Annotated in this window: 20 protein-coding genes; 8 read left to right on the forward strand and 12 right to left on the reverse strand. The window is 68.1% G+C overall.

The features are described 5' to 3' along the window. Positions 1 to 113: 113 nt before the first annotated feature. From treZ to glgX, 3 genes are read right to left on the reverse strand one after another with little or no spacing between them, the layout of a single operon-like run. The gene (gene treZ, locus ACGFH6_RS36920) at positions 114 to 1,841 is read right to left on the reverse strand and encodes a malto-oligosyltrehalose trehalohydrolase (protein WP_393393826.1); all 1,728 of its coding nucleotides are present in this window, start codon (positions 1,839 to 1,841) and stop codon (positions 114 to 116) included. Beyond that, positions 1,842 to 4,238 carry a malto-oligosyltrehalose synthase gene (gene treY / locus ACGFH6_RS36925; protein WP_393393829.1) on the reverse strand — a complete coding sequence of 799 codons (2,397 nt, stop codon included), beginning with the start codon at positions 4,236 to 4,238 and terminating at the stop codon, positions 1,842 to 1,844. Next, entirely contained in the window at positions 4,235 to 6,352 is a 2,118-nt protein-coding gene (gene glgX / locus ACGFH6_RS36930) for a glycogen debranching protein GlgX (protein ID WP_393393832.1), read from the reverse strand. Before glgX ends, treY begins: the two co-directional genes overlap by 4 nt. A 178-nt stretch (positions 6,353 to 6,530) precedes the next feature. Here glgX and ACGFH6_RS36935 point away from each other — a divergent pair, with 178 nt between their 5' ends. From ACGFH6_RS36935 to ACGFH6_RS36960, 6 genes are all read left to right on the forward strand, one after another. Next, positions 6,531 to 6,923 carry a hypothetical protein gene (locus tag ACGFH6_RS36935; RefSeq protein ID WP_393393835.1) on the forward strand — a complete coding sequence of 131 codons (393 nt, stop codon included), beginning with the start codon at positions 6,531 to 6,533 and terminating at the stop codon, positions 6,921 to 6,923. After that, complete coding sequence (locus ACGFH6_RS36940) at positions 6,920 to 9,052, forward strand: bifunctional polysaccharide deacetylase/glycosyltransferase family 2 protein (RefSeq protein WP_393393838.1); 2,133 nt, start codon at positions 6,920 to 6,922, stop codon at positions 9,050 to 9,052. The genes ACGFH6_RS36935 and ACGFH6_RS36940 overlap by 4 nt, the downstream gene beginning before the upstream one ends. Before the next feature lie 105 nt (positions 9,053 to 9,157). Beyond that, the gene (locus ACGFH6_RS36945) at positions 9,158 to 10,102 is read left to right on the forward strand and encodes a M43 family zinc metalloprotease (protein ID WP_393393840.1); all 945 of its coding nucleotides are present in this window, start codon (positions 9,158 to 9,160) and stop codon (positions 10,100 to 10,102) included. A 10-nt stretch (positions 10,103 to 10,112) separates the two neighbouring features. Next, the gene (locus ACGFH6_RS36950) at positions 10,113 to 10,973 is read left to right on the forward strand and encodes a S1 family peptidase (RefSeq protein ID WP_393393843.1); all 861 of its coding nucleotides are present in this window, start codon (positions 10,113 to 10,115) and stop codon (positions 10,971 to 10,973) included. A gap of 114 nt (positions 10,974 to 11,087) precedes the next feature. Then, positions 11,088 to 12,671, forward strand: a complete 1,584-nt coding sequence (locus ACGFH6_RS36955) for a flavin monoamine oxidase family protein (RefSeq protein WP_393393846.1) — start codon at positions 11,088 to 11,090, stop codon at positions 12,669 to 12,671. Further along, entirely contained in the window at positions 12,668 to 13,324 is a 657-nt protein-coding gene (locus ACGFH6_RS36960; RefSeq protein WP_393393848.1) for a Rid family hydrolase, read from the forward strand. The genes ACGFH6_RS36955 and ACGFH6_RS36960 overlap by 4 nt, the downstream gene beginning before the upstream one ends. Before the next feature lie 48 nt (positions 13,325 to 13,372). On the opposite strand, the gene ACGFH6_RS36965 is transcribed toward ACGFH6_RS36960, so the two are convergent. Continuing rightward, entirely contained in the window at positions 13,373 to 13,597 is a 225-nt protein-coding gene (locus ACGFH6_RS36965) for a hypothetical protein (RefSeq protein WP_393393850.1), read from the reverse strand. Positions 13,598 to 13,702: 105 nt separating this feature from the next. Here ACGFH6_RS36965 and ACGFH6_RS36970 point away from each other — a divergent pair, with 105 nt between their 5' ends. Beyond that, the gene (locus ACGFH6_RS36970) at positions 13,703 to 14,080 is read left to right on the forward strand and encodes a cupin domain-containing protein (RefSeq protein ID WP_393393853.1); all 378 of its coding nucleotides are present in this window, start codon (positions 13,703 to 13,705) and stop codon (positions 14,078 to 14,080) included. Between the two features lie 328 nt (positions 14,081 to 14,408). Here the strand turns inward: ACGFH6_RS36970 and aceB are convergent, their stop codons facing one another. From aceB to ACGFH6_RS37000, 6 genes are read right to left on the reverse strand one after another with little or no spacing between them, the layout of a single operon-like run. Beyond that, entirely contained in the window at positions 14,409 to 15,974 is a 1,566-nt protein-coding gene (gene aceB, locus ACGFH6_RS36975; protein ID WP_393393856.1) for a malate synthase A, read from the reverse strand. Between the two features lie 4 nt (positions 15,975 to 15,978). Then, positions 15,979 to 18,033, reverse strand: coding sequence for an alpha-amylase family protein (locus tag ACGFH6_RS36980; RefSeq protein WP_393393858.1), 2,055 nt, complete (start codon positions 18,031 to 18,033; stop codon positions 15,979 to 15,981). After that, positions 18,030 to 19,493 (reverse strand): hypothetical protein, encoded by a 1,464-nt coding sequence (locus ACGFH6_RS36985; RefSeq protein WP_360455595.1) that lies wholly within the window; start codon positions 19,491 to 19,493, stop codon positions 18,030 to 18,032. The genes ACGFH6_RS36980 and ACGFH6_RS36985 overlap by 4 nt, the downstream gene beginning before the upstream one ends. Then, positions 19,490 to 20,305, reverse strand: coding sequence for a carbohydrate ABC transporter permease (locus tag ACGFH6_RS36990; RefSeq protein WP_393393861.1), 816 nt, complete (start codon positions 20,303 to 20,305; stop codon positions 19,490 to 19,492). The genes ACGFH6_RS36985 and ACGFH6_RS36990 overlap by 4 nt, the downstream gene beginning before the upstream one ends. Next, the gene (locus ACGFH6_RS36995) at positions 20,302 to 21,219 is read right to left on the reverse strand and encodes a carbohydrate ABC transporter permease (RefSeq protein WP_393393864.1); all 918 of its coding nucleotides are present in this window, start codon (positions 21,217 to 21,219) and stop codon (positions 20,302 to 20,304) included. The genes ACGFH6_RS36990 and ACGFH6_RS36995 overlap by 4 nt, the downstream gene beginning before the upstream one ends. A 35-nt stretch (positions 21,220 to 21,254) precedes the next feature. Further along, complete coding sequence (locus ACGFH6_RS37000; protein ID WP_393393867.1) at positions 21,255 to 22,559, reverse strand: ABC transporter substrate-binding protein; 1,305 nt, start codon at positions 22,557 to 22,559, stop codon at positions 21,255 to 21,257. 136 nt (positions 22,560 to 22,695) lie between these two features. Between ACGFH6_RS37000 and ACGFH6_RS37005 the strand changes: the two genes are divergently transcribed. Continuing rightward, a complete protein-coding gene (locus ACGFH6_RS37005; RefSeq protein ID WP_393393870.1) occupies positions 22,696 to 23,709 on the forward strand; it encodes a LacI family DNA-binding transcriptional regulator in 1,014 nt (337 codons plus the stop codon). Here ACGFH6_RS37005 and ACGFH6_RS37010 read toward each other — a convergent pair. Then, on the reverse strand, positions 23,702 to 24,559 hold the full coding sequence (locus tag ACGFH6_RS37010) for an LLM class F420-dependent oxidoreductase (RefSeq protein WP_393393873.1): 858 nt from the start codon (positions 24,557 to 24,559) through the stop codon (positions 23,702 to 23,704). The two genes, ACGFH6_RS37005 and ACGFH6_RS37010, sit on opposite strands and share 8 nt — an antisense overlap. After that, positions 24,556 to 25,119: a TetR/AcrR family transcriptional regulator gene (locus tag ACGFH6_RS37015; RefSeq protein WP_393393876.1), complete on the reverse strand. Its 564-nt coding sequence runs from the start codon at positions 25,117 to 25,119 to the stop codon at positions 24,556 to 24,558. The genes ACGFH6_RS37010 and ACGFH6_RS37015 overlap by 4 nt, the downstream gene beginning before the upstream one ends. Between the last annotated feature and the right edge of the window lie 34 nt (positions 25,120 to 25,153).

The following is a 25,153-nucleotide window of genomic DNA, read 5'->3' on the forward strand; positions in this document are numbered from 1 at the left end:
ACAGTCCGCCTCCAGCGCGCCGGAGGCAAGCGATCCAGGAAATCACCATCGACGAACAGGCTCGAACGCCTGGTTGTGTTGGATTGCGCCGGAAATCTTGGCGTTGGAAAGTCTCAGACGGCGACGATCGCGACGCCGTGACCCGCCAACCGGACACCCTCGCCGACCGGTTCGGCCGCCAGGAACGCCATCAGCTGGTACGCCGGAACGCCGTCGACCGGGACCACGGACTCGGTCGCGGCCAGATTCACCACGACACGCAACCGGCCCCGGGTGACCACGATCCAGTCCCCGTCGGCGCCGGACTCGATGCCGACGGAGGCGAGCCGGTCGTCGCGCAACTCCGGTGTTCGGGCGCGAAGGGCCAGCAAGTCCCGGTACCAGGCCAGCAACTCGCGGTGCGGCGGCTTGTCGACCTCGGTCCAGTCGAGGACCGAACTACGCCACGTCGCCGGATCCTGCGGGTCCGGGATCTCGTCGGCGTTCCACCCGTGCGCGGCGAACTCCCGCCGCCGGCCGCTGCGCACAGCCTCGGCCAGCTCCGGCTCGTCGTGGTCGGTGAAGTAGCGCCACGGCGTCGAGGCGCCCCACTCCTCGCCCATGAAGAGCATCGGCGTGTACGGCGAGGTGATCACCAGAGCGGCGCCGATCGCGAGCTGGCCGGGGGTCAGCGCCGGCCGGTCGCCCAGCGCACGGTTGCCGACCTGGTCGTGATTCGACGTGTACGCGAGGAATTCGCTGCCGCGATGCTTGGCCGGGTCGACCGGCCGGCCCCAGTCCTTGCCACGGAACGTCGAGTACGACCCGTCGTGCAGGAACACCTGGGTGAGCGTCTTCGCGAACACCCCCGGCTCACCGAAGTCGACGTAGTACCCGGCCCGTTCGCCGGTCAGCAGCGTGTGCAGTGCATGGTGAAAGTCGTCGCTCCACTGTGCGGTCATCCCCAGACCACCCTCGGCCACCGGCTCCACCATCCGCGGGTCGTTCAGGTCCGACTCCGCGACCAGACCGAGCGGCCGTCCCAGCTCCTGCGACAGCTCCGCGGTCTCCGTCGACAGCTGCGCCAGCAGGTGCGTCGGACTCTCGTCAGCCAGCGCGTGTACGGCGTCCAGCCGCAGAGCGTCGAGGTGGAACGACCGGAACCACCGCAGTGCGTTGTCGCAGATCCACCGCCGTACCTCGGTGCTCCCGGTGTCGTCCAGGTTGACCGACCGACCCCACGGTGTCGCGTGCCGATCGGTGAAGTACGGGCCGAACATGTCCAGGCGGTTCCCGCTCGGACCGAGGTGGTTGTAGACGACGTCGAGGCAGACGGCCAGACCGACTTCGTGACACCGGTTGACGAACCGCTGCAGCGCCTCCGGACCGCCGTACGGCTCGTGGACGGCGTACAGGTCAACACCGTCGTACCCCCAGCCGTGGCGGCCAGGGAAGGCGGCGACCGGCATCAGCGAGACCATCTCGACGCCTAGCGCCACCAGGTAGTCCAGATGGTCGGCGGCCGCGTCCAGCGTGCCTTCCAGGGTGAAGGTCCCGATGTGCAGCTCGTAGAACACCGAGCCGCGTACGTCGCGGCCGGCCCAGTCATCGTCGGTCCAGCGGAAGCGGTCCTCGTCGAAGACCCGGCTGAAGCCGTGCACACCGTCCGGTTGCCACGGGCTCCGCGGATCTGCCAGCGGCTCGCTGCCGTCGACGGAGAACGCATAGTCGGTGCCGTGACGTGCCTCGACCACGTCCCGCGTCCACCAGCCGTCCGCCGCCCAACGCAGGGGCAGCACGCCGTCGCGCAACACCAGGTCGACCGACGACGCGTTCGGCGCCCAGACGCGGAAGGTGTGCATTCAGCTCCTTACGAGCAGGGCCACCGGGAGGTCCTCCAGCAGCTGGTGAATCCGGGCTGCTCCACTACCCACGTCGCGGCCGGTCAACACGTTCTTCCATTGGCCGCTCGGCAGCACCACTGTGCTGTCGCCCCAACCACCCACGCGATGCAGGGCGGCCGGCAGCCGGGTCGCCACCGTGATCACCGCATCTCCCCTCGCGAAGGCAACGGCGTGACCATTGGACGTCGGCAGTGGGGTGTAGCTGCCCGCGAAAGCCTCCGGGTACTGCCGGCGGATGCGGAGTGCTCGCGAGGTGACCAGCAGCTTCTCGTCGGACAGGTCGTCGGGCTTGGAGCCCTCGTCCAACCGCTGCAACCGGGCGATCCGGTCCTCGTAGTCCACCGGCCGCCGGTTGTCCGGATCCACCAAGGACAGGTCGACCGCCTCAGTGCCTTGGTAGACATCCGGTACGCCGGGCATCGTCAACTGCACCAGCTTCTGGCCGAGTGTCGCCGCCCGGACGAATCCGGACTGCTTGGCGGCAAAGCGTCGTACCGAGTCCAGCACTGCGGAGTCGCCCAGGATCGCAGTGGCGAAGGCGGCGACGGCCTGCTCGTACTCCTCGTCCGGTGAAGTCCAGGTGGTATGGCGCTTCGCTTCGCGGACCGCCTTGAGCAGATAGGCCTGCACGCGATCCTCGGGCAACGGTCCGTCGTCCCAGGTGCCGAAGAGCGTCTGCCAGAACAGGTACTCCGTGCTGCCGTCGAGCAGCGGGCTCCGATGGTCCTCCGAGAGCCGACGCCACTCGCGCACCGCCTCCGACCAAGCGGCAGGCTGTTCGGACAGCACACCGAGCCGCGCACGCACGTCCTCGGACCGCTTGGTGTCGTGGGTGGACAGCGTGGTCATGGTCTTGGGCCAGTGCTGGTTCAGCCGGGCCGCGAACGCGTGGAACTCCTCCGGCGTCACGCCGAAGTGCTCCGGATCCCCACCGACCTCGTTCAGCGAGGTCAGCCGGAACCACCGGTAGAACGCGGTGTCCTCGACGCCCTTCGCCATCACCGGGCCGCAGGTCTGCTGGAACCGGACGATCAACTCATGCCGCGCATGCTCGTCGATCCGGCTCGTCTCTCGACCCAGCAGCAGATGCAGGACGACATCCAGCGTCTCCCGCCGGTCGTCGTCGAGATTCTCCCGCGCCTTCTCGGCCGCCCGCTCCAAGGCCTGCACCGCCGTCGGTGACGGTGGCTCGCCCGGAATGACGTACGCCCGGTAGATGTCGAAGTGGACCAGCAGTTCGACGACCACTTCATGGAACGCGCGGCGGGTGTGGTCACGCAGCCGGACGTCGTCCTGGCAGATGCGGGCCAGCAACTCGACCAGGCGGTGCACTTCGGCGTACTGCCCGTGCTGGACGATCTCGCGCTTCGCCTGCTCCACAACGGGTGCGAAGTCTGCAGGCTCACCGGTCAGCTCGGAGTGGAGGGCAGACAGCGGCGCTGCACCCGCAGGGTCGATGAAGAGGCCGCCGACGCGGAGCAGAGCGTCGTACCCGGTGGTGCCCGCGCAGGGCCAGTCGCGCGGCAGCTCCTCATCGCCTTCGAGGATCTTCTCCACCACGACCCACGCACCACCGGTCCGCTCGGCCAGCCGGCGCAGGTAGCCGCGCGGGTCGGCCAGACCGTCCGGATGGTCGATGCGGAAGCCGTTGAGCTCGCCCTCGCGCAGCAGGTCCAGCAGCAGCTCGTGCGTGGCTTCGAAGACTTCCTGCGTCTCCACGCGTACGGCGGCCAGCGTGTCCACGTCGAAGAACCGCCGGTAGTTCAGCTCCTCGTCCGCCACCCGCCAGTGCGCCAGGCGGTACCACTGCTCCGTCACCAGCTCCGCGATCGGCAGATCCTCGGTGCCCGGGCGGAGCGGGTACTCATGCTCGTAGTACCGCAGTACGTCACCGTCGATCGACAACTCGCCGTCCGCGAGTACCCTGCCGATCCGCTGACCCAGCACAGCCATCAGCAGCGGCTGGTTCCCCGAACCCCAGTCGACGTCGAACCACTCGGCGTACGGCGACCCCGGTCCGTCCCGCAGCACCGACCACAACGCCTTGTTGAGCCGCGCAGGCGTCGGCACCGCCACATGATTCGGTACGACGTCCGCCACCGCGCCCATCCGATGGTCGCGCAGCCGTGCGGCCAGCCGGTCGAACGCGGGACGACCACCCGCCGCGTCGGACAGCCGGCTGTGGTCCACGACGTCGTACCCGTGGGTGGAGCCGGGCGCGGCCTGGAGGATCGGGGACAGGTACGCATGGGAGATCCCGACGCTGTGCAGGTACGGGACCACCGTGGCGGCGTCGTCGAACCCGAAACCGGCGTGCAACTGCAAGCGGTAGGTGGCCTGCGGGACCCCTGTCATCCGGCGGCCTGCCTCGGGCGGGTCAGGACGAGCGTGCTGCGTGCCTCCAGTCGCACTGTGCTGCCGGCGGCATGCGGCTCGTCGCTCGCCCCGCCCTGCGCGGTCGTCGTGTCCACGACCACCGTCCAGTTCTCGCCGTACTCCTTGGGTGGGAGCAGGAAGTCCTGCGGTTCGTAGTCGCTGTTCAGCAGGACCAGGAACGAGTCGTCGACCACCGGCTCACCGCGCTGGTCCGGCTCGGAGATCGCGTCACCGTTGAGGAACACCGCGATCGCGCGGGCGTCGTCGCGCTGCCAGTCGCCGTTCTGCATCTCGGTGCCCATCGGGGTGAACCAGACCAGGTCGCCGAGTCCGTCGACACCGGTGTCGCCGTGGAAGAAGCGGCGGCGGCGCAGGACCGGATGGTTGTTGCGCAGCTTGACCAGCAGGCTGGTGAACTCCAGCAGATCCTTCTGCGGATCGGCGAGCTCCCAGTCGACCCAGGCGATCTCGTTGTCCTGGCAGTAGACGTTGTTGTTGCCGCCCTGGGTCCGGCCCAGCTCGTCGCCATGGGCGATCATCGGCACGCCCTGCGAGATCAGCAGCGTGGTGAGGAAGTTGCGCTGCTGCCTGCCCCGCAGCTCGAGTACGTCGGGATCCTCGGTCTCGCCCTCGACGCCGCAGTTCCACGAGCGGTTGTGGCTCTCGCCGTCCTTGCCGCCCTCGCCGTTCGCCTCGTTGTGCTTGTCGTTGTAGGAGACCAGGTCGCGCAGCGTGAAGCCGTCGTGCGCGGTGATGAAGTTGATGCTCGCCAGCGGCCGGCGGCTGTCGTCCTGGTACAGATCCGACGAGCCGGTCAGCCGGGAGGCGAACTCGGCCAGCGTGTACTTCTCGCCGCGCCAGAAGTCCCGCACGGTGTCGCGGAACTTCCCGTTCCACTCCGTCCACAGCGGCGGGAAGTTGCCCACCTGGTAGCCGCCGTCGCCGACGTCCCACGGCTCGGCGATCAGCTTCACCTGGCTCACCACCGGGTCCTGCTGGACCAGGTCGAAGAACGCGGACAGCCGGTCGACCTCATGGAACTGGCGGGCCAGCGTCGCGGCCAGGTCGAAGCGGAAGCCGTCGACGTGCATCTCGGTGACCCAGTAGCGCAGCGAGTCCATGATCAGCTGCAGCACGTGCGGGTGCCGCATCAGCAGGCTGTTCCCGGTGCCGGTGGTGTCGTAGTAGTGCCGCTTGTCGGCGTCCACCAACCGGTAGTACGCCGCGTTGTCGATGCCCTTGAACGACAGCGTGGGACCGAACTCGTTGCCCTCCGCGGTGTGGTTGTAGACCACGTCGAGGATGACCTCGATGTCCGCCTCGTGCAGGGCCTTCACCATCGTCTTGAACTCGGTCACCTGCTGACCGCGGGTACCGCCGGCCGCGTAGTCGTTGTGCGGCGCGAAGAAGCCGATGGTGTTGTAGCCCCAGTAGTTCGACAGGCCGAGCTCCTGCAGGTGGCCGTCCTGGGCGAACTGGTGGATCGGCATCAGCTCGATCGCCGACACCCCGAGCTCCTTGAGGTGCTCGACGATCGCCGGGTGCCCGATCCCGGCGTACGTGCCGCGGATGTCCTCCGGCAGCGCCGGGTGGGTCTTGGTCAGACCCTTCACGTGCGCCTCGTAGATGACCGTCTGGTGGTAGGCGTGCCCGGGCGGCCGGTCGTTGCCCCAGTCGAAGAACGGGTTCGTCACCACCGACAGCATCGTGTGCTCGCGGTTGTCCATCGTGTTCAGTTCGTCCGGGTTGCCGAACCGGTAGCTGAACAGCGACTCGTCACCGTCGATCTGCCCGTCGATGGCCTTCGCATACGGATCCAGCAGCAGCTTGGACGGGTTGCACCGGTCCCCGTCGGCCGGGTTGTACGGGCCGTGCACCCGGAACCCGTACCGCTGACCCGGCTGGACCGCCGGCAGGAACGCGTGCCAGACGAACCCGTCCACCTCGGTCAGCTGTACCAGTTGCTCGGTCCCGTCGTCAGCGACCAGGGCCAGGTCTACTCGTTCCGCTACCTCCGAGAACACCGCGAAGTTGGTCCCGGCGCCGTCGTACGTGGCGCCGAGAGGGTAAGGACGACCAGGCCATTTCTGCACCTGACGACAGTAGCCACCTCGGGCGCCGGCGGCACATTGCCCTGCGGATCTCGCCTGACCGATGGGTAGCTAGTAAGCTCCCCGCCTTGTGAAGTCGCCCTCCGCCCGGGGCCCCGTCTTTCTGGACTCGACCGGGCGCCGTCGCCGAACCCTGCGTCGTGCCGGGGTGGTTCTTGCCGTGCCCGCGGCTGTCTACCTCGCCCTGACCGCCAGCAGCCTGTTCGGCGGGCCACGTCCGGACACCCCACTGATCCCGCTGCCAGAGGCCGTCACACGACCCAAGCCGCACCTGACCCCGGGCCCAGAAGCCGTTCGAACGATCGATCCGTCAGCGAAGCCGACGCCAGGCAACCCGACCGAACCGACCGGCACGCCGGTGCGATCGAGCGGTACGCCGTCATCCACTACGAGCTCCGCGGCGACGCCGACTGTCGTCCCGACCACCACGCCGACGGTCGCACTGACGAGTCGCACCACCGGCTCCCCCACCACGCCACCCGGTAAGCCGACGACCACCCACAGCAAGCCGACCGCGCCACCCGGTCGTACGAAGTCACCCGCCAAGCCGTGAGCCGCCCGGTCGCGCGGCGCGCCAAGCAGGTCCCGCTCCGGACCCACTGGATCGTGCTGACCATGCTGCTCGTCTGCCTGTCCAGCATGCTGCTCCTGAACGGATACACCCACCATCTGTTCGGGACAGAACCTGACGGCGCAGTGACCTCCGGCGGCCCGGCCGGCGCCGTACCTCGGGCGATCGCCGGCGGGGGTCCGGTGATCGACGCCCAGCCAGGAGAAGTGCGCTCGGTCCGGCCGGCCAACCGGACCATCGCACTGACCTTCGACGACGGGCCGGATCCGGTCTGGACCCCCAAGATCCTCGACGTGCTGAAGGCGCAGCACGTGAAGGCGACCTTCTTCGTCGTCGGCACCGAGGTCGCGGCCCACCCGGCACTGGCCCGCCGGATAGTTGCCGAGGGCCACCAGATCGGGATGCACACGTTCACCCACGCGAACCTGAGCACGGCGCCCGGCTGGCGCCGGTCACTCGAACTGCGGCAGAGCCAGCTGGTCCTGGCCGGCGCCACCGGCCTCAGTACACCGCTGCTGCGTCCGCCGTACTCGTCCGAGCCGGACGCGCTGACCGATGCGGACTGGACCGCGATCCAGAAGACCCGGCAGGCCGGCTACCTGACCGTCCTGACGACCCAGGACAGTGAGGACTGGCGGCGGCCCGGAACCGCCAAGGTGATCGCGAACTCGACGCCGCGTGGCACCGCGGGCCAGGTGCTGCTGATGCACGACGCCGGTGGTGATCGCAGTGAGACCGTCGCCGCGTTGACCAAGCTGATCCCGGCGCTGAAAGCGCGCGGATACACCTTCGCCACTGTGAGTGATGCGGTCGGCCTCCCGCAGCCGGCGCACGACGCGGGCCTGCTGGAGCGCGGCCGCGGGCTCGCCGCGATCTGGGCGATGCGGGTGAGCGACGGTGTGCTGTCCCTGCTCACCTGGTTCCTGTACGCCGCGGGCGCGCTGAGCGTGCTCCGGGCGATCACCACCGTCTGGGCGGCCCGGCGGCATGCCCGGATGCGGGACTGGTCGTGGGGTGAGCCCGTCACCGAGCCGGTCAGCGTGATCGTCCCGGCGTACAACGAGAGCGCGGGCATCGAGGCCGCGATCCGGTCACTGGTCGCCTCGGACCACCCGATCGAGGTGATCGTCGTGGACGACGGCTCGACCGACGGCACGGCGGACATCGTCGAGGCGATGGGCATCCGCGGGGTGCGGGTGATCCGGCAACGGAACGCGGGCAAGCCGGTGGCCCTCAATACCGGCCTGCAGGCCGCGCACTTCGATCTGATCGTGATGGTCGACGGCGACACGGTGTTCGAACCGGACGCCGTACGGATGCTGGTGCAGCCGTTCGCCGATCCTTCGGTCGGTGCTGTGTCGGGCAACGCGAAGGTCGGCAACCGGCGCGGCCTGCTCGGTCGCTGGCAGCACATCGAGTACGTGGTGGGGTTCAATCTGGACCGGCGGTTGTTCGATCTGGCCGAGTGCATGCCGACCGTCCCGGGTGCGGTCGGCGGATTCCGCCGTACGGCGCTGGAACGCATCGGCGGGCTGAGCGACGTGACGCTGGCCGAAGACACCGACCTCACGATGGCGTTGTGCCGCGACGGCTGGCGAGTGGTGTACGAGGAGCGTGCGGTCGCGTGGACCGAGGCTCCGGCGTCGCTGGGTGCGCTGTGGCGGCAGCGGTACCGCTGGTGCTACGGCACGCTGCAGGCGATGTGGAAGCACCGGGGCGCGTGGGTCCAGCGCGGTCAGTCCGGGAAGTTCGGCCGCCGCGGTCTGACCTACCTGCTGCTCTTCCAGGTTCTGCTGCCGCTGCTCGCGCCGGTGGTCGACGTCTTCGCGATCTACGGCCTGGTGTTCCTCGACCCGCTCCGCGTCGGGCTCGTCTGGCTGGGGTTCCTCGCGCTGCAGTTCGCGATGGGCCGCTATGCGTTCCACCTGGACGGTGAGCGCGCCGGACCGCTGTGGACGCTTCCGCTGCAGCAGTTCGTGTATCGCCAGCTGATGTACCTCGTGGTCATCCAGTCCGTGTTCACCGCACTGGCCGGCTCACGGCTGCGCTGGCAAAGGATGGAACGCTACGGAAGTCTGCGCGCCCCCGCGAGCACCGAAGGTTTTCCCTAGACCGCGGGAGAATCGACGGCGATCGCTTCCGGAGCAGGGACTTTGTTGCGGAGGATGCCGAGCAACCGGCCGCCCGCCCAGTGGCCCGACCCGGAGGAACGCGCCATGCGATCTTTCATCCCCAGTCCCCGCGCCGCCGCCGTCCTGCTGGCCGGCTCGGCGCTCCTGCTCAGCCCGCTCAGCGGCCAGGCGTCGGCCAGGCCTCCGGTGGACAAGGCACCGGCATCCGACTGTTTCGTGCCGCCCGGGAATGCCTCGGCCAAGGGCGGCCACGGCCCGGACACCCGGGACATCTCCGCCGCCGAACAGAAGGCGATCGAGGCCAGGACGGCGCAGATCCTGAAGGCCAAGGCCGCCCGTGGCACCGCCGTACCGAAGGGCGCCCTGGCGGCGGCGACTGTCCCGGTCTATGTGAACGTGATGCGTGACGCGGCCGGCAACGGTGACGTGACCGACACCCAGATCGCGCAGCAGATCGCCGTCCTGAACAAGACGTTCGGCGGTCAGGAGTCGTCGCAGGCGGCCAACACCGGCTTCACCTTCACGCTGGCCGGGACGTTCCGCTACAACAACAACCAGTGGCACCAGGACAAGCAGAGCAGCAGTTACCGCAAGCAGACCCGCAAGGGCGGCGCGAACGCCCTGAACATCTGGCTGGTCGACTTCGCCTACCTCGGCATCGCGACCTTCCCGTGGGACTACGCACGCCAGCCCGGGATCGACGGCATCCGGGTGCAGTACACCTCGCTGCCCGGCGGCTCGGAGACGAACTTCAACCTGGGCGAGACGGCGACGCACGAGGCCGGCCACTGGTTCGGGCTGTACCACACGTTCCAGGGCGGCTGTACGGCGACGAACGACGAGGTCGCGGACACCCCGGCGCAGAGCAGCCCGAGCAGCGGCTGCCCGACCGGCCGGGACTCCTGCTCGCTGCCCGGTCTGGACCCGATCCACAACTACATGGATTACTCGTACGACTCCTGCTACAACCAGTTCACGCCGAACCAGAGCACCCGCATGAGCAACATGTGGACCGCCTACCGAGCCTGAACTCACCGACGTGGCCACCCCGGCATGCGTGGCCGGGGTGGCCACCTTCCGCGGTCATCTGCTCACCTGGAGTAAGTTCGTCGGCATGGTGCGACGGGCTGCTGTGCTGGCGGTGATTCTCGTGGTGATGTCCGCGGGAGCGGTGTCGGCGTCCACGGGGAAGAAGCTGATCGTCGGCGGCACGCTGGCGAGTGTCAGTGAGGCGCCGTGGGCGGTGGCGCTGACGAACACCGCGTCCGTGCGGCCGACCGGGCGGTACTGCAGTGGGGTGCTGGTGCGGCCGGACAAGGTGCTCACCGCCGCACATTGCATGGGCCGGGCGGTGACGACGTACACGGCGATCCAGGGTCGGGCCGACCTGCGGGACGACACGGTCGGCAGGGTTTCCGGGATCAGCAAGGTCTGGATCCATCCGGAGTACAGCGCGAAGACCAACCGCAACGACTTCGCCGTCCTGACCCTGGCCACACCGTTCACCGGCGTTCCGGCCATGCGACTCGAGACGAACCCGAAGGCCGATCGGCGCGGCGTGGTACCGACCGTCTACGGCTGGGGCGACACCGCGGGGACCGGACCTGAAGACACGCTGCAGAAACTGGCCGTGCCCGACCTGGGTGACGACGCCTGCCTGGCGAACAAGGAGTACGTCGCCGGCGGCTACGCGGCCGCGTCGAACGTCTGCGCCGGCTACCTCGACGGCACCGGCGACGCCTGCCAGGGCGACTCCGGCGGCCCGTTGGTCCTCAACGGCCGCCTGCTCGCTCTCGTCTCCTGGGGCAGCGGCTGCGCCGAACCCGACTACCCAGGGGTGTACGCCGAGATCGCGCCGGTCGTGAAGGCTTTACGGCCCCAGCTCCAACAGGTTCGTTAAGCCGAAACATACCTGTCGGTATCGGTCTCAGGTCGTCACCGCCCGGACACAGAGCGAAAACATCAAGTCCTTACCTTTCTGGTCAGCTACCCCGTTGCCCAGTGAGGAGAAGGCATGGCGCAGACCAGACGTCAGTTCCTGCAGCAGGTCGGTATCACCGGTGGGGCCGGTGTCCTGTACTCCACGATGTCGGCGCTCGGCCTCACGAGCGTCGCCGAGGCCCCCGCGTACGCCGCTCCGTCGCGCGTCGAGCTGAACGGCCGCGGCACCAAGCACATCGTCGTCCTCGGTGCCGGGATCGCCGGCCTGACCTCGGCGTACGAACTGCTCAAGGCCGGCTACAAGGTCACGCTGCTGGAAGCCCGCAACCGGCCGGGCGGCCGCAACTGGACGGTCCGCGGCGGCACCACGGAGACCGATCTGGCCGGCAACACCCAGCGGGCGGCGTTCTCGCCCGGCCAGTACATGAACGCCGGGCCGGGCCGTCTCCCGCAGCACCACGTGACGCTCGAGTACTGCCGTGAACTCGGCGTCGCGATCGAGCCGTTCGTCAACCAGAACGCCGACGCGTACTTGTACCGCGAAGGCTCAACAGCCCTTTCCGGCAAGGCGATCCGGCACCGCACCGCCAAGGCCGACGTGTACGGCTACGTCTCCGAACTGCTCGCCACGGCAACCGACCAGGGCGCCCTCGACAGCCTGCTGACGGCGACCGACAAGCAGGCGCTGATCGGATTCCTCAGCAGCTTCGGTGCGATCGGGAACAAGGCGGCCGGCTTCGCCTACACCGGCACCGACGGCCGCCGCGGCTACGAGGTCGAACCGGGCGCCGGGATGGAAGGCGGTACGACGGCCGCGCCGTACCCGTTGAGCGATGTCTTCGCCAGTGGCGTCGGCAACTACTTCTCGTTCGAGTTCGGCTGGGACCAGGCGATGATGATGTTCCAGCCGGTCGGCGGGATGGACCGGATCCCGTACGCGTTCGAGAAGGCGATCGGCAAGGACAAGATCCGGTACGGCGCCGAGGTGACCGGACTGCGCAACACCGGCGCCGGCGTCGAGGTCACCTACACGACCGGAACGCGGAGCCGGGTGCTCACCGCGGACTACGCGATCTGCACGCTGCCGCCGCACCTGGCCGCGAAGGTCCCGTCCAACCTGCCGGCCCCGATCCTCGAGGCCCTGAAGTACGCCCGGCCCACGAACGCGGGCAAGATCGGCATCGAGTACGGCCGCCGCTGGTGGGAGGAGGACCACCGGATCTACGGCGGCATCACCAACAGCAGCCTCGACACGGTCAACACCTGGTACCCGTCGACGGGCTTCCACGGCGAGCGCGGCACGGTCATCGGCTACTACAACACCGGCGCCAACGCCACCGCGTACGGCGCTCTGACGCCGGCCGCCCGGCTGGAACGCGCCCTGATGCAGGGCGCCAAGATCCACGGAGACGTGTACACCAAGGACGTCAAGGCGGCGTTCTCGGTGAACTGGCTGGGCACGAAGTACTCCGAGGCGTCCTGGGTCAGCTGGCCGTCTCAGACCGACGGGATCTACGCCCGGCTCCTCGATGCCACCGGCAACATCTACTTCGCCGGCGACCACCTGTCGCACACCATCGCCTGGCAGCACGGTGCGATCGTCTCCGCCCGCGCGACCGTGACCGCCCTGCACGACCGCGTCGTGGCGGGCCGATGAAGACCCGCGTGATCGCCGGCCTGGTCGCCCTCGTCGTATCCTTCACCGCCGGAGCGTCCACCGCCGCCGGCTGGTGGGACAGACCGAAGCCGCCGAAGCCGGGCACCGTCGTTCCCGCCCTCCCGGCCGGCCAGGCCAACCCGATGATCGCCACCGGTGTCGGCATCGGGGCCAACACTCCCGTCTACAAGACCAGCGGCATCGGTCCGACCGCCCTGAACACGGACGCTCCCGCCGGATCGGAAGCGTCGTACGTCGACACCACCGTCTTCCCCGGCGGCGCCCTGCCCGCCGGGGTCACCATCACCGAGGCCCAAGGCATCAACGTGCTCCGCCGCATCGGCGAGAACCTCCAGGCCGCGGGTCTGTCGTACGCGGACGTCTACACGATGCGCGTCTTCCTCCAGAACCCCGCCGGCGCCACCACCGCCGACTTCGCCGGCTGGAACCGCGCCTACCGCCAGTACTTCGCCAACACCGACCTCACCACAGGTCAGTACGTCCCGGTCCCACTCGGTACGGCGCCACCCGCCAAGCCGTTCGTGGTCAACAAGTCCCGCCCCTCCCGCTTCGCCCTGGAGATCGAGAACCTCCCGGTGACCGGCTGGCTCGTCGAGGTCGAAGTCGACGCCGCCTATCCCGCCAAGCGCTGAACGGACCCGGATGCCCTGGCGACCCGGCGCCAGGGCATCACTCCGCGGTTACAGGACCGCACCCCGCGGCGCGACCTCGATCGCGGCGACTCCCCGCGCGTACAGCACGAGGTCCCGGTCGCCATGCCGGCAGCGCAGGACGCCGGGTTCACCCGCGAGTTCGGCGATGGCGTGTTCGACGACCTCGTCGTCATCGGCCGCGGCAGCCTTCTCGTACGTGACATCCAGCTGATCACCGCTGGTCAGCCGGACCCGTAACACAATGCTTGCCATGCTTCGCAGCCTAGGCGCATCACGCGCGGTTGACCGCATGCCCGGCGGGTTGCATCTTCCCGGCCCCCGGTGGCGAGAGCGCCCGGGGGACGTCAGACTGCTGGTATGAGCGAACCCGTTCGCGTCATCAAGGCCGGCGACCTTGTCGCCGCCGACCCGACCTCCGGCATGCTGCGGATGCGGGCTTTCGAGCTGCCGATCCTCTGGGCCGGGAAGGTGATCACCGACCCCGGAGCGATCTCCGGCTGGCATCACCACGACAAGAACGAGAGCAGCCTCTACATCGTCTCCGGCGTACTGCGCCTGGAGTTCGAGGGCACCGACGAGTACCTCGACGCGGTCGCCGGCGACTTCGTCCACGTCCCGGCCTTCACCGTCCACCGCGAGAGCAACCCGAGCAGCGAGCCGTCCCTCGCGATCATCGCCCGGGCGGGTGGCGGCATCCCCACCGTGAATGTCGACCCGCCCGAGCGATCCCGCTAGCGCGGGAGAGGGCGGCGATCGTGCGCTGCATGTGTGCGTTGGGGAGTGCAGCCCGCTGGATCCGATGAGCTGCACTCCCCAAACCCATCACGCCCGCCGTCCTGAAGCCCACCGTCTGCTGGGTTGACCCACGAGACGGTGGCTTAACCCATCGCCCGCCGATGGCCAACCCACGCCCTCATAGGTCAACCCACCCCAGCAGGCCCAGTCGACGCACTCCCACCGCCAGCACCCACCCGTCTGCTGGGTTGACCCACGAGACGATGGGTTAGCCCATCGCCTGCCGATGGCCAACCCACGCCCTCATAGGTCAACCCATCTCGGCGGCTCAGTCGAACCGCTCGTACGCCGGCAGCGTCAGGAAGTCGACGTACTCCTCGGAGTTCGCGACCTCCAGGAACAACGCTCGCGCGGACTGGTAGCGCAGGTACTGGTCGAGTTTGAGGATCTCCTCGTCGGCGATCCGCTCGACCAACTCGGTCGTGACGGTCTCCCCGGTGTCCAGTACGACGCCGTTGAGGCGCCACTGCCAGATCTGGGACCGGGAGATCTCGGCCGTCGCCGCGTCCTCCATCAGGTTGAAGATCCCGACCGCGCCGGTCCCTTCGAGCCACGCGGCCAGGTACTGGATCGCGACGCTGATGTTGTTCCGCAGCCCGGCCTCGGTCACCTCACCGGGCGTCGACGCGACGTCGAGCAACTGCTCGGCCGTCACCTGGACGTCCTCGCGGAGCTTGCCCAGCTGGTTCGGCGACGAGCCGAGCACCGAGTCGAAGACGGTCCGGCAGGTCTCGACCATCCCGGGGTGCGCGACCCACGAGCCGTCGAACCCGTCGCCGGCCTCGCGCGTCTTGTCCGCCTCGACCTTCGCGAACGCCTGCTCGTTGACCGCCGGGTCCTTGCTCGGGATGAACGCCGCCATCCCGCCGATCGCGTGCGCGCCGCGCTTGTGACACGTCCGCACCAGCAGTTCGGTGTAGGCCCGCATGAACGGGACCGTCATCGTGACGCTGTTGCGGTCCGGCAACTGGAAGTCGGCGCCCCGGGTCCGGTGCGTCTTGATCACGCTGAACATGTAGTCCCAGCGCCCCGCGTTCAGGCCGGCCGAGTGCTCGCGCAGCTCGTAGAGGATCTCCTCCATCTCGAACGCGGCCGGGTACGTCTCGATCAGCACGGTCGCCCGGATCGTCCCGCGCGGGATGCCGAGCTCCTCCTGCGCGGTCACGAACACGTCGTTCCAGAGCCGCGCCTCCAGGTGCGACTCCATCTTCGGCAGGTAGAAGTACGGTCCCTGCCCGCGATCGATCTGCAGCTGCCCGGAGGCGGCGAGGTAGAGCGCGAAGTCCACCAGCGCCCCCGACGTCCGCTCGCCGTCGACCAGGAGGTGCTTCTCCGGCAGGTGCCAGCCCCGCGGCCGGACGACGATGGTGGCCAGTTCGTCGTCCGGCTTCAGGGCGTAGCTCTTGGCATCGGTGCTGAAGTCGATCGTGCGGGTGATCGCGTCGAGCAGGTTCAGCTGGCCGCCGACCACGTTGTCCCAGGTCGGCGTGTTCGCGTCCTCCTGGTCGGCCAGCCAGACCTTGGCGCCCGAGTTCAGGGCGTTGATCGTCATCTTCCGGTCGGTCGGGCCGGTGATCTCCACCCGCCGGTCGACCAGCCCCGGCGCGGCCGCGGCGACCCGCCAGTCCGGGTCGTCCCGGACGTCCTTGGTCTCCGCCAGGAATCCCAGCGATCCGCCGGCGGCGATCTCGGCGACCCGCTCCCGGCGACGGTCGAGCAGCTCGCGCCGCCGCCCGTCGTACTCGCGGTGCAACCGCTCGATCAGGCCGAGCGCCCGCTCGGTCAGGATCTCGTCGTACCGCGCGCGCCGTGCACCGATGACCTCGACTGCCACGAACTCACTCCCTCTCAGTCACAACCACGACCTCGTGATCGGCGATCCTCGCCACCTCGACCGTAATCCAGCCGTCCTCGCTCTTCACCTCCGCCTCCCCACCCGCGACCAGGAAGCGGGCCCGGTCACCGGTCCCCCGGATCCGGACGGTGAACGGCCCGGCCGGCGTGAGCTCCTCCAGCCGGCCGCGCCACGCGCCGCCCTGATCGAGATTGACCAGGTGCAGCACGAGCGCATCGTCCTGCCGGTAGACCTGGCAGTCGAGTACGCCGGCTCCCTCCACCTGCAACGGGATGTCGTCCCGGGCGGCCCACCGGACCAGGTTCGCCAGCAACCGACCGTGATCCGGGTGGTGGTACTGCGCGTACATCCGGTCCAGATCAGCCGCCAGGTACGCCGTCTGCTCGCCGAGCACCACCACCGGTCCGTCGGTCCGCGGCTCCGACATCCACGACTTCTCCGGCGGATAGATCGGGAACGGCGGCACGTACGTCACCGCTGCTCCAGACGCGGCGACCACCTCCAACTGCCCGCCGAACGGCAGCACGTCGGTGTCGTCGAAGCCGTCCGCGATCACCCGGTCCTCGATCCGCAGGTACGTGTGCGCGGCGTACGTCTCCCAGTCGACCTTGCCGGCCTCGAGCGTCTTGCCCTGATGATGCACGCCGAGCACGTCGGCCAGCGCGAAGTCGTCGCGCCGATCGCCCCACTCGTCGTACAGGCTCGACTCACCGGTGACCACGAGCCGCCCGCCACCATCGACGTACTCGCGCAGCGCCACGCACTGCTCGTCGGTCAGCACCCCGACATTCGGTACGACGATCACCGCGAACCGCTGGTCGACCTCGTGCACCGGCAGGTACGGGATCCGCGCCCGGACCAGTGCGTCGACCCAGCCGCGGTACGGCAACCAGCTGGTCGTCTCCGGATCGGCCTTGCCGTGGAAGTCCACGCTCCGCTGACTCCACAGCAGCCCGACCGTGGCAACCGGTTCGCGGTTCACCAGGTACCGATCGTTCTCCTCGTGCCAGCGGAACAGCGGCTCGGCGGTCGCGTACTGCCGTCGGTCCTCGTGCACCGAACCGATGTGGTGCCACCACGGCTGGATCCCGCCGGCGAATCCCTCGACCGCCCACATCCGCGCCTCCGGCGCGGGCTTGCTCCCGAGCCGGAACGTCGGCGTGCCCGCGTCGTACATGGCGGTGCTCTCCGGGATCAGCGTGTTCCAGCCGAGCAGGCCGTGCAGCCGCTTGCCGCTGTCGGAGTTGGCCTGGAAGCCGGACTCGTCGTGCCGCCATTGCGAGTCGAGCATGAAGATCGAGGCGCGCTTGCAGATCTCCACGTCGTCCCGCAGCCGCTTGCTCTGGGCAACCACCTCGCCGCCGTTCATGCCGATCCACAGACAGTCCGGACCGCCGGCGCGGCGGGTCACCTCGTTGTTCAGGTCCCACACCGCCAGCCGCCGGTCGTAACTCCACCGGATCCACTGCCGATAGACCGGGTCGGCCCAGTCCACGCCGGTGGGGAGGTCCTGGCCGAAGCTGTCCCGGCAGTTCTGGCAGTAGCAGATCGTGTCCCGGCCGAGACCGCTCCAGCTGTTGTCGGTGATCCCGTCGGGCGCGGTCCGTTCGATGATCTCCTCGAGGATCCCGGTGAGGAACTCCCGGTAGTACGGGCCGGTGACGCAGGCGACGTACAGCTTCCCGGCCCGGTGGGGGTTGCCGTCGGCATCGACCGCGAACCAGTCCGGATGCGCGTCGTACAAGGGCTGGTGGGCCCGGTTGGAGTCCATCCGGGCCAGCACGGTCAGCCCGTCCTCCTTGGCCAGCTCGACGATCTCGCCGTACAGGTCGCGATCGCCGAGGAACTCGGCCCGGTGCTGCAGCTCGAACTTGCTCGGGTAGTACGCGACGATCCCGCCCGCGTTGACGATCACACCCTGCACCCGGGTACGACGCCAGTGCTCGCGCCACCAGTCGGCGTCGTACCGGGCCGGGTCCTTCTCGGTCAGGTTGGTCTGCGCCCACCGAAGTGTGCGCTTGTACCAGGGAACCGTCACTTGAGACTCCGGATCGCATCGCCGGCGCCGGACACGTTCTCCAGCAGCATCTCGGAGTACTTGCGACTCAGTACGACGCCCTCCGCGCCTCCCTCGAACGCGGCCAGGGTCGCATCCCGCACGGACTCGCGGGTGCACGCGGTCAGCTCACCCTCGTTGTCGTCCCAGTTGATCTTGGTGCCGACGTCACGCGGCTTCTCCAGCCCGCGCTGCTTGGCGACGCCGACCGGGATGTCGATGTCGATGCCCGGGTAGATCTTGCTCTGGCCACCGACTCCGGCGACGGCCCGCTCGGTCTCGCGCCGTACGTAGTCCGCGGTGAAGCCCGTCTGCGGCAGCTTCTCGTACGCACCCTCGTCGAGCTGCAGCAGCTTCATCATCAACGGGTAGACGTCCTCGGGCTCGGCGTCGGCGAACAGCGAGCCGCAGATGCTCTTCACCCAGGTGAAGAACCGCGGGCCCGCACAGTTGTTGTAGATGACGACCTTGATGAAGTCGGAGAACTTCGCCATCTCGGTGTAGTCCTGGTCGGCCCGGTAGAACGGGCTGAACGAGATGTTGTGGTAGACGTGCCAGCCGACCTGTACCTCGGGCGAGATCGCCTTGGCGACACCGTAGATGTCGCGGTACAGCTGCCGCTGGCTCTCGGTCCACAGGTTCTGCCAGGACAGCACCTCGGGGAAGTTCAGCAGGATCCGCCAGAACGTGACGAACGCGCCGTCGACCGGACGCTCACCGGCACCGACGCGCTGGTTCCACTCGACCAGCTCGCGGTAGCCGCGCATCGCGCGGTCGACGTCGATCCCGCGGTCGCGGGCGATCTGCTGGCAATGCCGGCAGAAGCAGCCGATCTCGGCCACCTCGACGGTCCCCTGCATCAGCATGTTCAGCGGGCCGGGCCGCTCCGAGCACCAGGCCAGACCGTCGAGCTCGTAGCTCTGCACGTAGTCCTCGACGAACCCGAGGTGCCAGTTGCGGTAGTCCGGGTTGTTGAAGCACGGCCGGCGACCCGGACGGCCCCACGCGTCCACCTCGAGCACCTTGGCGAAGTTCGGGTAGGTCCGCAGTTCGCGGGCGCCACCGCTCTCCTCCATCCAGGCGAACGACTTGATCCCGCGCTCACGGGCCTTCGGGATGACCTCGCCGAGCAGGTCGAGCTCGGGGTGCTCGGGCGCCCGGCCGACCGAGCCGAGCGCGGTGTTGGCGTAGTACTGCGGATGCGGCGTCGCGTAGTTGCCGCCGACCCAGCCGAGGTCGTACTCGGAGACGCCGTGGTCGGGAATCGGGTGCCCGGGGATCTGGCGCCCGCCGGTGCCCCGGGTCCAGGTCGGTGTGGCCAGGAACAGCGCGTTGACCGCGCCCCGGTCGGCCAGGATGTCGAGTGTCTGGTCGACGCCTTCGTCGACGAACGAAACCGCTCCGATCTGCATGGCAACGAGCCGCTCCGGCACGGTGCTCACCCCTTCATTCCTGTCATCGTGATGCCTTGGATGAAATAGCGCTGCGCAAAGAGGAAGACGACGATGACGGGGACCACCGAGACGGTCGCCCCGCACATCAGCAGACTGATCTGGGTGAAGTACTCGCCCTGGAACTGGGCCAGCGCCACCGGCAGCGTCTGCAGGTTCTCGGAATTGATGTAGATCAGCGGACCGAACAGGTCGTTCCACGACTCGAGGAAGGTGAACACCCCGATCGCGGCCAGCGCCGGCTTGGTCTGCGGCAGCATGATCCGCCAGTAGATGCCGAACGTGGACGCCCCGTCGATCTTGCCCGCGTCCTCGAGTTCCTGCGGGATGGTCAGGAAGGACTGCCGCATCAGGAACGTCGCGAAGACCGGTGTGAGCACCTTCGGCACCCACAGCGGGTACTGCGTGTCCACCCAGCCGATCTGGCGGAACACGATGTACTGCGGGATCAGGTACGCGATGCCCGGGATGATCGAGGTGGCCAGCAGCACCATGAACGCCGCGTCCCGGCCGGCGAACCGCAACCGCGCGAACGCGTAGCCCGCCATCGACGCGACGATCAGGATGCCGACCACGTTCAGCCCGGCCAGTTTCACGCTGTTCCACAGGAACACCGGGATCAGCTCGAAGACCTGCCGGTAGTTGTCCCACTGCGCGTCGGTGGGCAGGAACTGCGGCGGCACCGACAGCACCTTCGCCTCCGGCCGCAGGGACGCGCTGACCATCCAGACCAACGGCGCCAGGAAGGTCACCGCGAACAGCGACATCACGACGTACTGCGAGGTCTTGCTCACCAGTCTCATGAGTAGAACACCCACCTCTTCTGGAACTTCCACTGCAGGAACGTGACGGCCGCGATCACCGCGAAGAGGATCCACGCCATCGCCGAGGCGTAGCCGACCTTCCCGAAGCCGAACGCGTTCTGGTAGATGTTGAAGATGTAGACGCTGGTGGCGTGGCCAGGCCCGCCCTTGGTCATCACGTAGATCAGGCCGAACACCTGGAACGACGTGATGAACTGCGTGATCAGCAGGAACAGGAAGTGCGGCGTCAGCAGCGGCAGCGTGATGAACCGCAACCGCTGGAACGCTCCGGCGCCGTCGATCTTCGCGGATTCGAAGTACTCCGCCGGCAGGCCCTGCAGACCCGCCAGCAGGATGATCATCGGGTACCCGATGCCTTGCCAGACGCTGACCATGATCACCGCCGGCATCGCCCAGGTGGAGCTCGACAGCCACTGCGGCCCGGGGATGCCGATCTGGTCGAGCAGCCCGTTCACCACGCCGTTGTCCGGCTGGAAGAACCAGAACCAGACGAACCCGATCGCGACCACGTTCGTCACGTACGGCGCGAAGTACGCCGTCCGGAAGAACGCGACGCCGCGGATCGGCCGGGCACACAGCAGTGCCAGCACCAGGCCGATCCCGATCGTGAGCGGAATGCTCGCCAGCGTGAAGTAGATCGTGTTCTTGAACGTCTGGATGAACAGCGGGTCGTTGCCGAACAGCTCGGTGAAGTTGCGGAGCCCGACGAACTTCGGCGCCGAGATGCCGTTCCAGTCGGTCAGCGAGGCCCCGATCGAGACCAGGATCGGGAAGAACTGGAAGGCCACCACTCCGACCACGATCGGACTGATGAACAACCACCCGACCAGGTTCGCCTTCCGGCGGGCCCGGCGGATCTCGGGCTGGTGGTTCGGTACCGGGGCCTCGGCCACCGGGGTCCTTGTTGGTGTTGTCGTTGCCATCGACATCAACCCTTCAAGGCGTTCTCCACCTGTGGTTTGATCTGACTCAGCACGTCGCCGACAGGCTTCTCACAGTTGTAGGCCTGGTCCAGCGCGGGCCGGTACAGTTCGCGGGCGCCGAGCGTGTTCTTGGTCTGGTTGGTCGCGGTCAGGTGCTTGGCCGCCTCGGCGAACAGCCCGATGTGCTCGGGCATCTTCCCGTTCGGCGCCAGTAGGGCCGCGGCCTTGTTGTTGATCGGCGTGAAGGCACCGCCCTGCAGCAGGGTCTTGCCGCCTTCCTCACTGGCCAGGTACTTGAGCAGCTCCCACGCCTGGTCCGGGTTCTTCGCCTTCTTCGGAATGCAGAACACGATCACGCTGGACTCGGTCTTCTGCTCGACGTCGGCCGGCGGTGCCGCGACATCCCAGGTGAAGTCCTTGACCGTGGTCCGCAGGTACGGCACGGTGCCGAAGGTCGCGAACATCATCGCGAGCTTGCCCTGCGCGAACATCTGCGTCTCCGCGTTGTCCTGCTGCAAGGCCGACCACGGCGGCTGCACCTTGTCCTTGCAGGTCAGATCCGTTGCCCACTGCAACGCTTCGACCTCCTTGGCGTCCGGCAGGGTGAACTTCGTCCCGTCGGTGGAGAAGATGCCGGTCTGGCTGCCGTGGTTGACCGTGAAGGTCTGCTCGTAGCCGGTGTCCAGATAGACCAGAGCGCCGTACTGCTTCTTGGCCGGGTCGGTGAGTTTCTTCGCCCGGTCGGCGAAGTCGGCCCAGGTCCAGCCGTCCGGCGACCAGGTCGTCGGCGGCAGCGGTACGCCGGCCTGCTTGAAGAGATCGGCGTTGTAGAAGATCAGCCGGGGTTCGTAGCCGAGCACCCAGGCGGTGTGCGAACCGTCCGGCTGCTTCGGGAACTCGTACGTCTCCTTGGCGAACGCCGACGTGTCGAGTTTGTCCTTCTCGATGTACGGGTTGAGGTCCAGCAGCGCCCCCTGGGTGGAGAAGCCGCGGACGAAGTCGTCGTTGATCCGCATCACGTCCGGCGGGCTGCCACCCGCGATCAGCGTGCGCATCTTGGTGTCGTACTCCTGGGTCACCGCGGGCTGGATGGTGACCTTCGTCCCCGACTCCTTCTCGAAGGCCTGGATGGCCTGCTCGAGCGGATTGCCCTTGACCTGCTCCCAGTTCAGGAAGGTCAGGCCGTTCTTGCCTCCACCACCACCTGCGTTGCCGTTGCCACCACAGCCGGCGAGTACCCCACCGGCAGCGAGTCCCGTCAGTCCGGCGAGAAACCTGCGGCGGCTCAGGTTGGAGAGTTGTGTCTGCACCGGAATCTCCCATCCACGAGGGATGAATACGTATACAATTGAATACGTATACACAGTGCGGAACCAGAGGTCAACGGCGAGTGGCCACACTCTTGAGTAGGGTTCACCATTTGGACTACGAGGGGAGGCGGGGTTCATGGCGCGACCACCGACGAGCAGGGATCTGGCCCGGCTGGCGGGGGTGTCCCAGGCGACGGTTTCACGGGTGCTGACCAACAATCCGAAGGTCAACCCGGAAACCAGGGCCCGGGTGCTGCAGGTGCTGAAGGACGCCAACTACACGCCGAACGCGCTGGCCCGCGCGATGAAGACCGGGCGGACCGACACGATCGGCGTCTTCATGACCCGGGTGACCAGCCCGTTCCACGCCGAACTGCTGGACGAGATCGGCCGGGTGCTCAGCTCGGTCGGGCTGCACATGATCTTGTGGAACATCGAGCACGACCCCGAGGAGACGATCGCCGACGTCCTGCACCAGCGCCTGGTCGACGGCTTCCTGCTCACGTCGGCGACGTACGACTCGAAGATGCACACGATGGCACTCGCCTCGGGGACACCGACCGTGCTGCTGCATCGCGGCATCGACGGCCTCGACTGCGATCAAGTGGTCGGCGACAACTGGCAGGGCGCGTACGACGCCGGCCGGTACCTGGTCGAGGCCGGCCACACCGAGATCGGTCTGGTCACCCTGACCCACACCGGGAACACCTCGCGGGATCGCGACCTCGGCTTCCGCGCCGCGCTCACCGACGCGGGACTCAGGATCAAGCCCAGCAACGTCGTCTCGGTCGGGGTTCCGCATGCCGACGGTCACGCGGCCGCGCGCAAACTGCTGTCGAAGCGGAAGCCGCCGACCGCGATCTACACCGTCACCGACCTGCTCGCCTTCGGCATCCTGGACGGCGCGCGAGCGATCGGCGCCAAGGTGCCCGACGACGTCTGGCTGATCGGCTTCGACAACACCGAACTCGCCGCCTGGGAGTCGTTCGACCTGACCTCGGTCGAGCAGCCGGTGCACGCGATCGTGCAGACCGGGATCGACCTGCTCCGCAGCCGGATCGCCGACCCGGACCGGCCGACCGAGATCATCAGCCTGCCGTGCCCGCTGGTGATCCGCGGCTCGACCGCGAACACTCCCTGGGCTAGCTGAGTCCCGGCAGGACGTCGCGCAGGACCTCGGCGTGATCCTCGGGCTTCGACAGGCCCATGTTCATCGTGTTGACGGTCAGGTGGGTCGCACCGAGCTCACGCCAACTGTCGACGTACGTCCGCCAGTCCTGCTCGGGCACGTTGCCGAGCGTGAGCCTCGCCTCGAAGCCGATCTGCGCGGGATCGCGACCTGCCTCCACAGCCGCTGCCCGGATCGTCTCCAACTGCGCCCGCACCTTGTCGTCAGGTGGGCCCTGCGGCATCCACCCGTCACCGATCCGCCCGGTACGACGCAGTACGGCGTCCGCACCGCCGCCGAACCAGATCGGGATCTGCCGGCCCGGCAGCGGGTTGAGCCCCGCTTCCACGATCTGGTGGAACTTCCCGTCGTACGAGATGACCGGCTCGGACCACAGCTTGCGCAGTACGTCGACCTGCTCCTCGAGCAGAGCGCCGCGCTGCCTGAACGGCACACCGAGGGCTTGGTACTCGACCTGGTTCCAGCCGATGCCGACGCCGAGCCGCAACCGGCCGCCGCTCAGCACGTCCACCTCGGCCGCCTGCTTCGCGGCCAGCGCGGTCTGCCGCTGCGGGAGCACCAGCACGCCGACGACAAGCTCCAGCTCGGTGGTGATCGCCGCGAGGTACCCGAACAGCACGAAAACCTCATGGAACAAGGACTTGTCGGTGTAGCCGGTCCAGCCCGGCCTGTTCGCCGGATCCGCGCCGAGCACGTGGTCGTAGGCGAGCACGTGGCTGTACCCGGCCCGCTCCACCGTCGTCGCCCAGTCTCGCACCACCGTCGGGTCCGCACCGATCTCGAGCTGAGGAAACACCGCACCGATCTTCACTTCGCAGCCTCCGGCAACAGGTTGATCAAACCCTTCACCGCCAGCTCGAACGGCTCCACGGAACCCGCCGCCCGGGCCAGCACATAACCACCCTGCAGTACGGCGGCGATGGTGGCGGCCGTCTGTTCGGGGTCCAGTGAGTCAGGGTACTCGCCGGTGCGCTTGCCCTCAGCGACAATCTCGGCGAGCCGGGCCCGCAGCCAGGTGAACGTCTCGTCGATCGGCGCGCGCAGCTCAGGGTCGGCCATCACGTCCGGGTCCGAGGTCAACCGCCCGATCCGGCACCCCCGCAGTACCTCCCGGTCCCGCTCCAGGTACCCACTGATCCGCTCGGTCGCCGTACCGCCGCCACTGAACTGGTCCTCGGCGGCCTCCCGCAGCTCGGCCCCCGACCGCTCGATCGCCGCGCGCGCCAGCTGAGCCTTCCCGGTGAAGTGGTGATACATGCTCCCCTGCCCCGCATCAGCAGCCCGCTGAATCGCCTTGGGACTGGTCCCCACATACCCCCGCTCCCACAACAGTTCCTGGGTACTGCGAATCAACCGCTCCACCGTCTCCACCCCAGGACTGTACCTCCAGGTACAGCAGGATGGG

The organism is Kribbella sp. NPDC049227 (genome assembly GCF_043197265.1).
In the GTDB taxonomy this organism is placed as follows: Bacteria; Actinomycetota; Actinomycetes; order Propionibacteriales; family Kribbellaceae; genus Kribbella.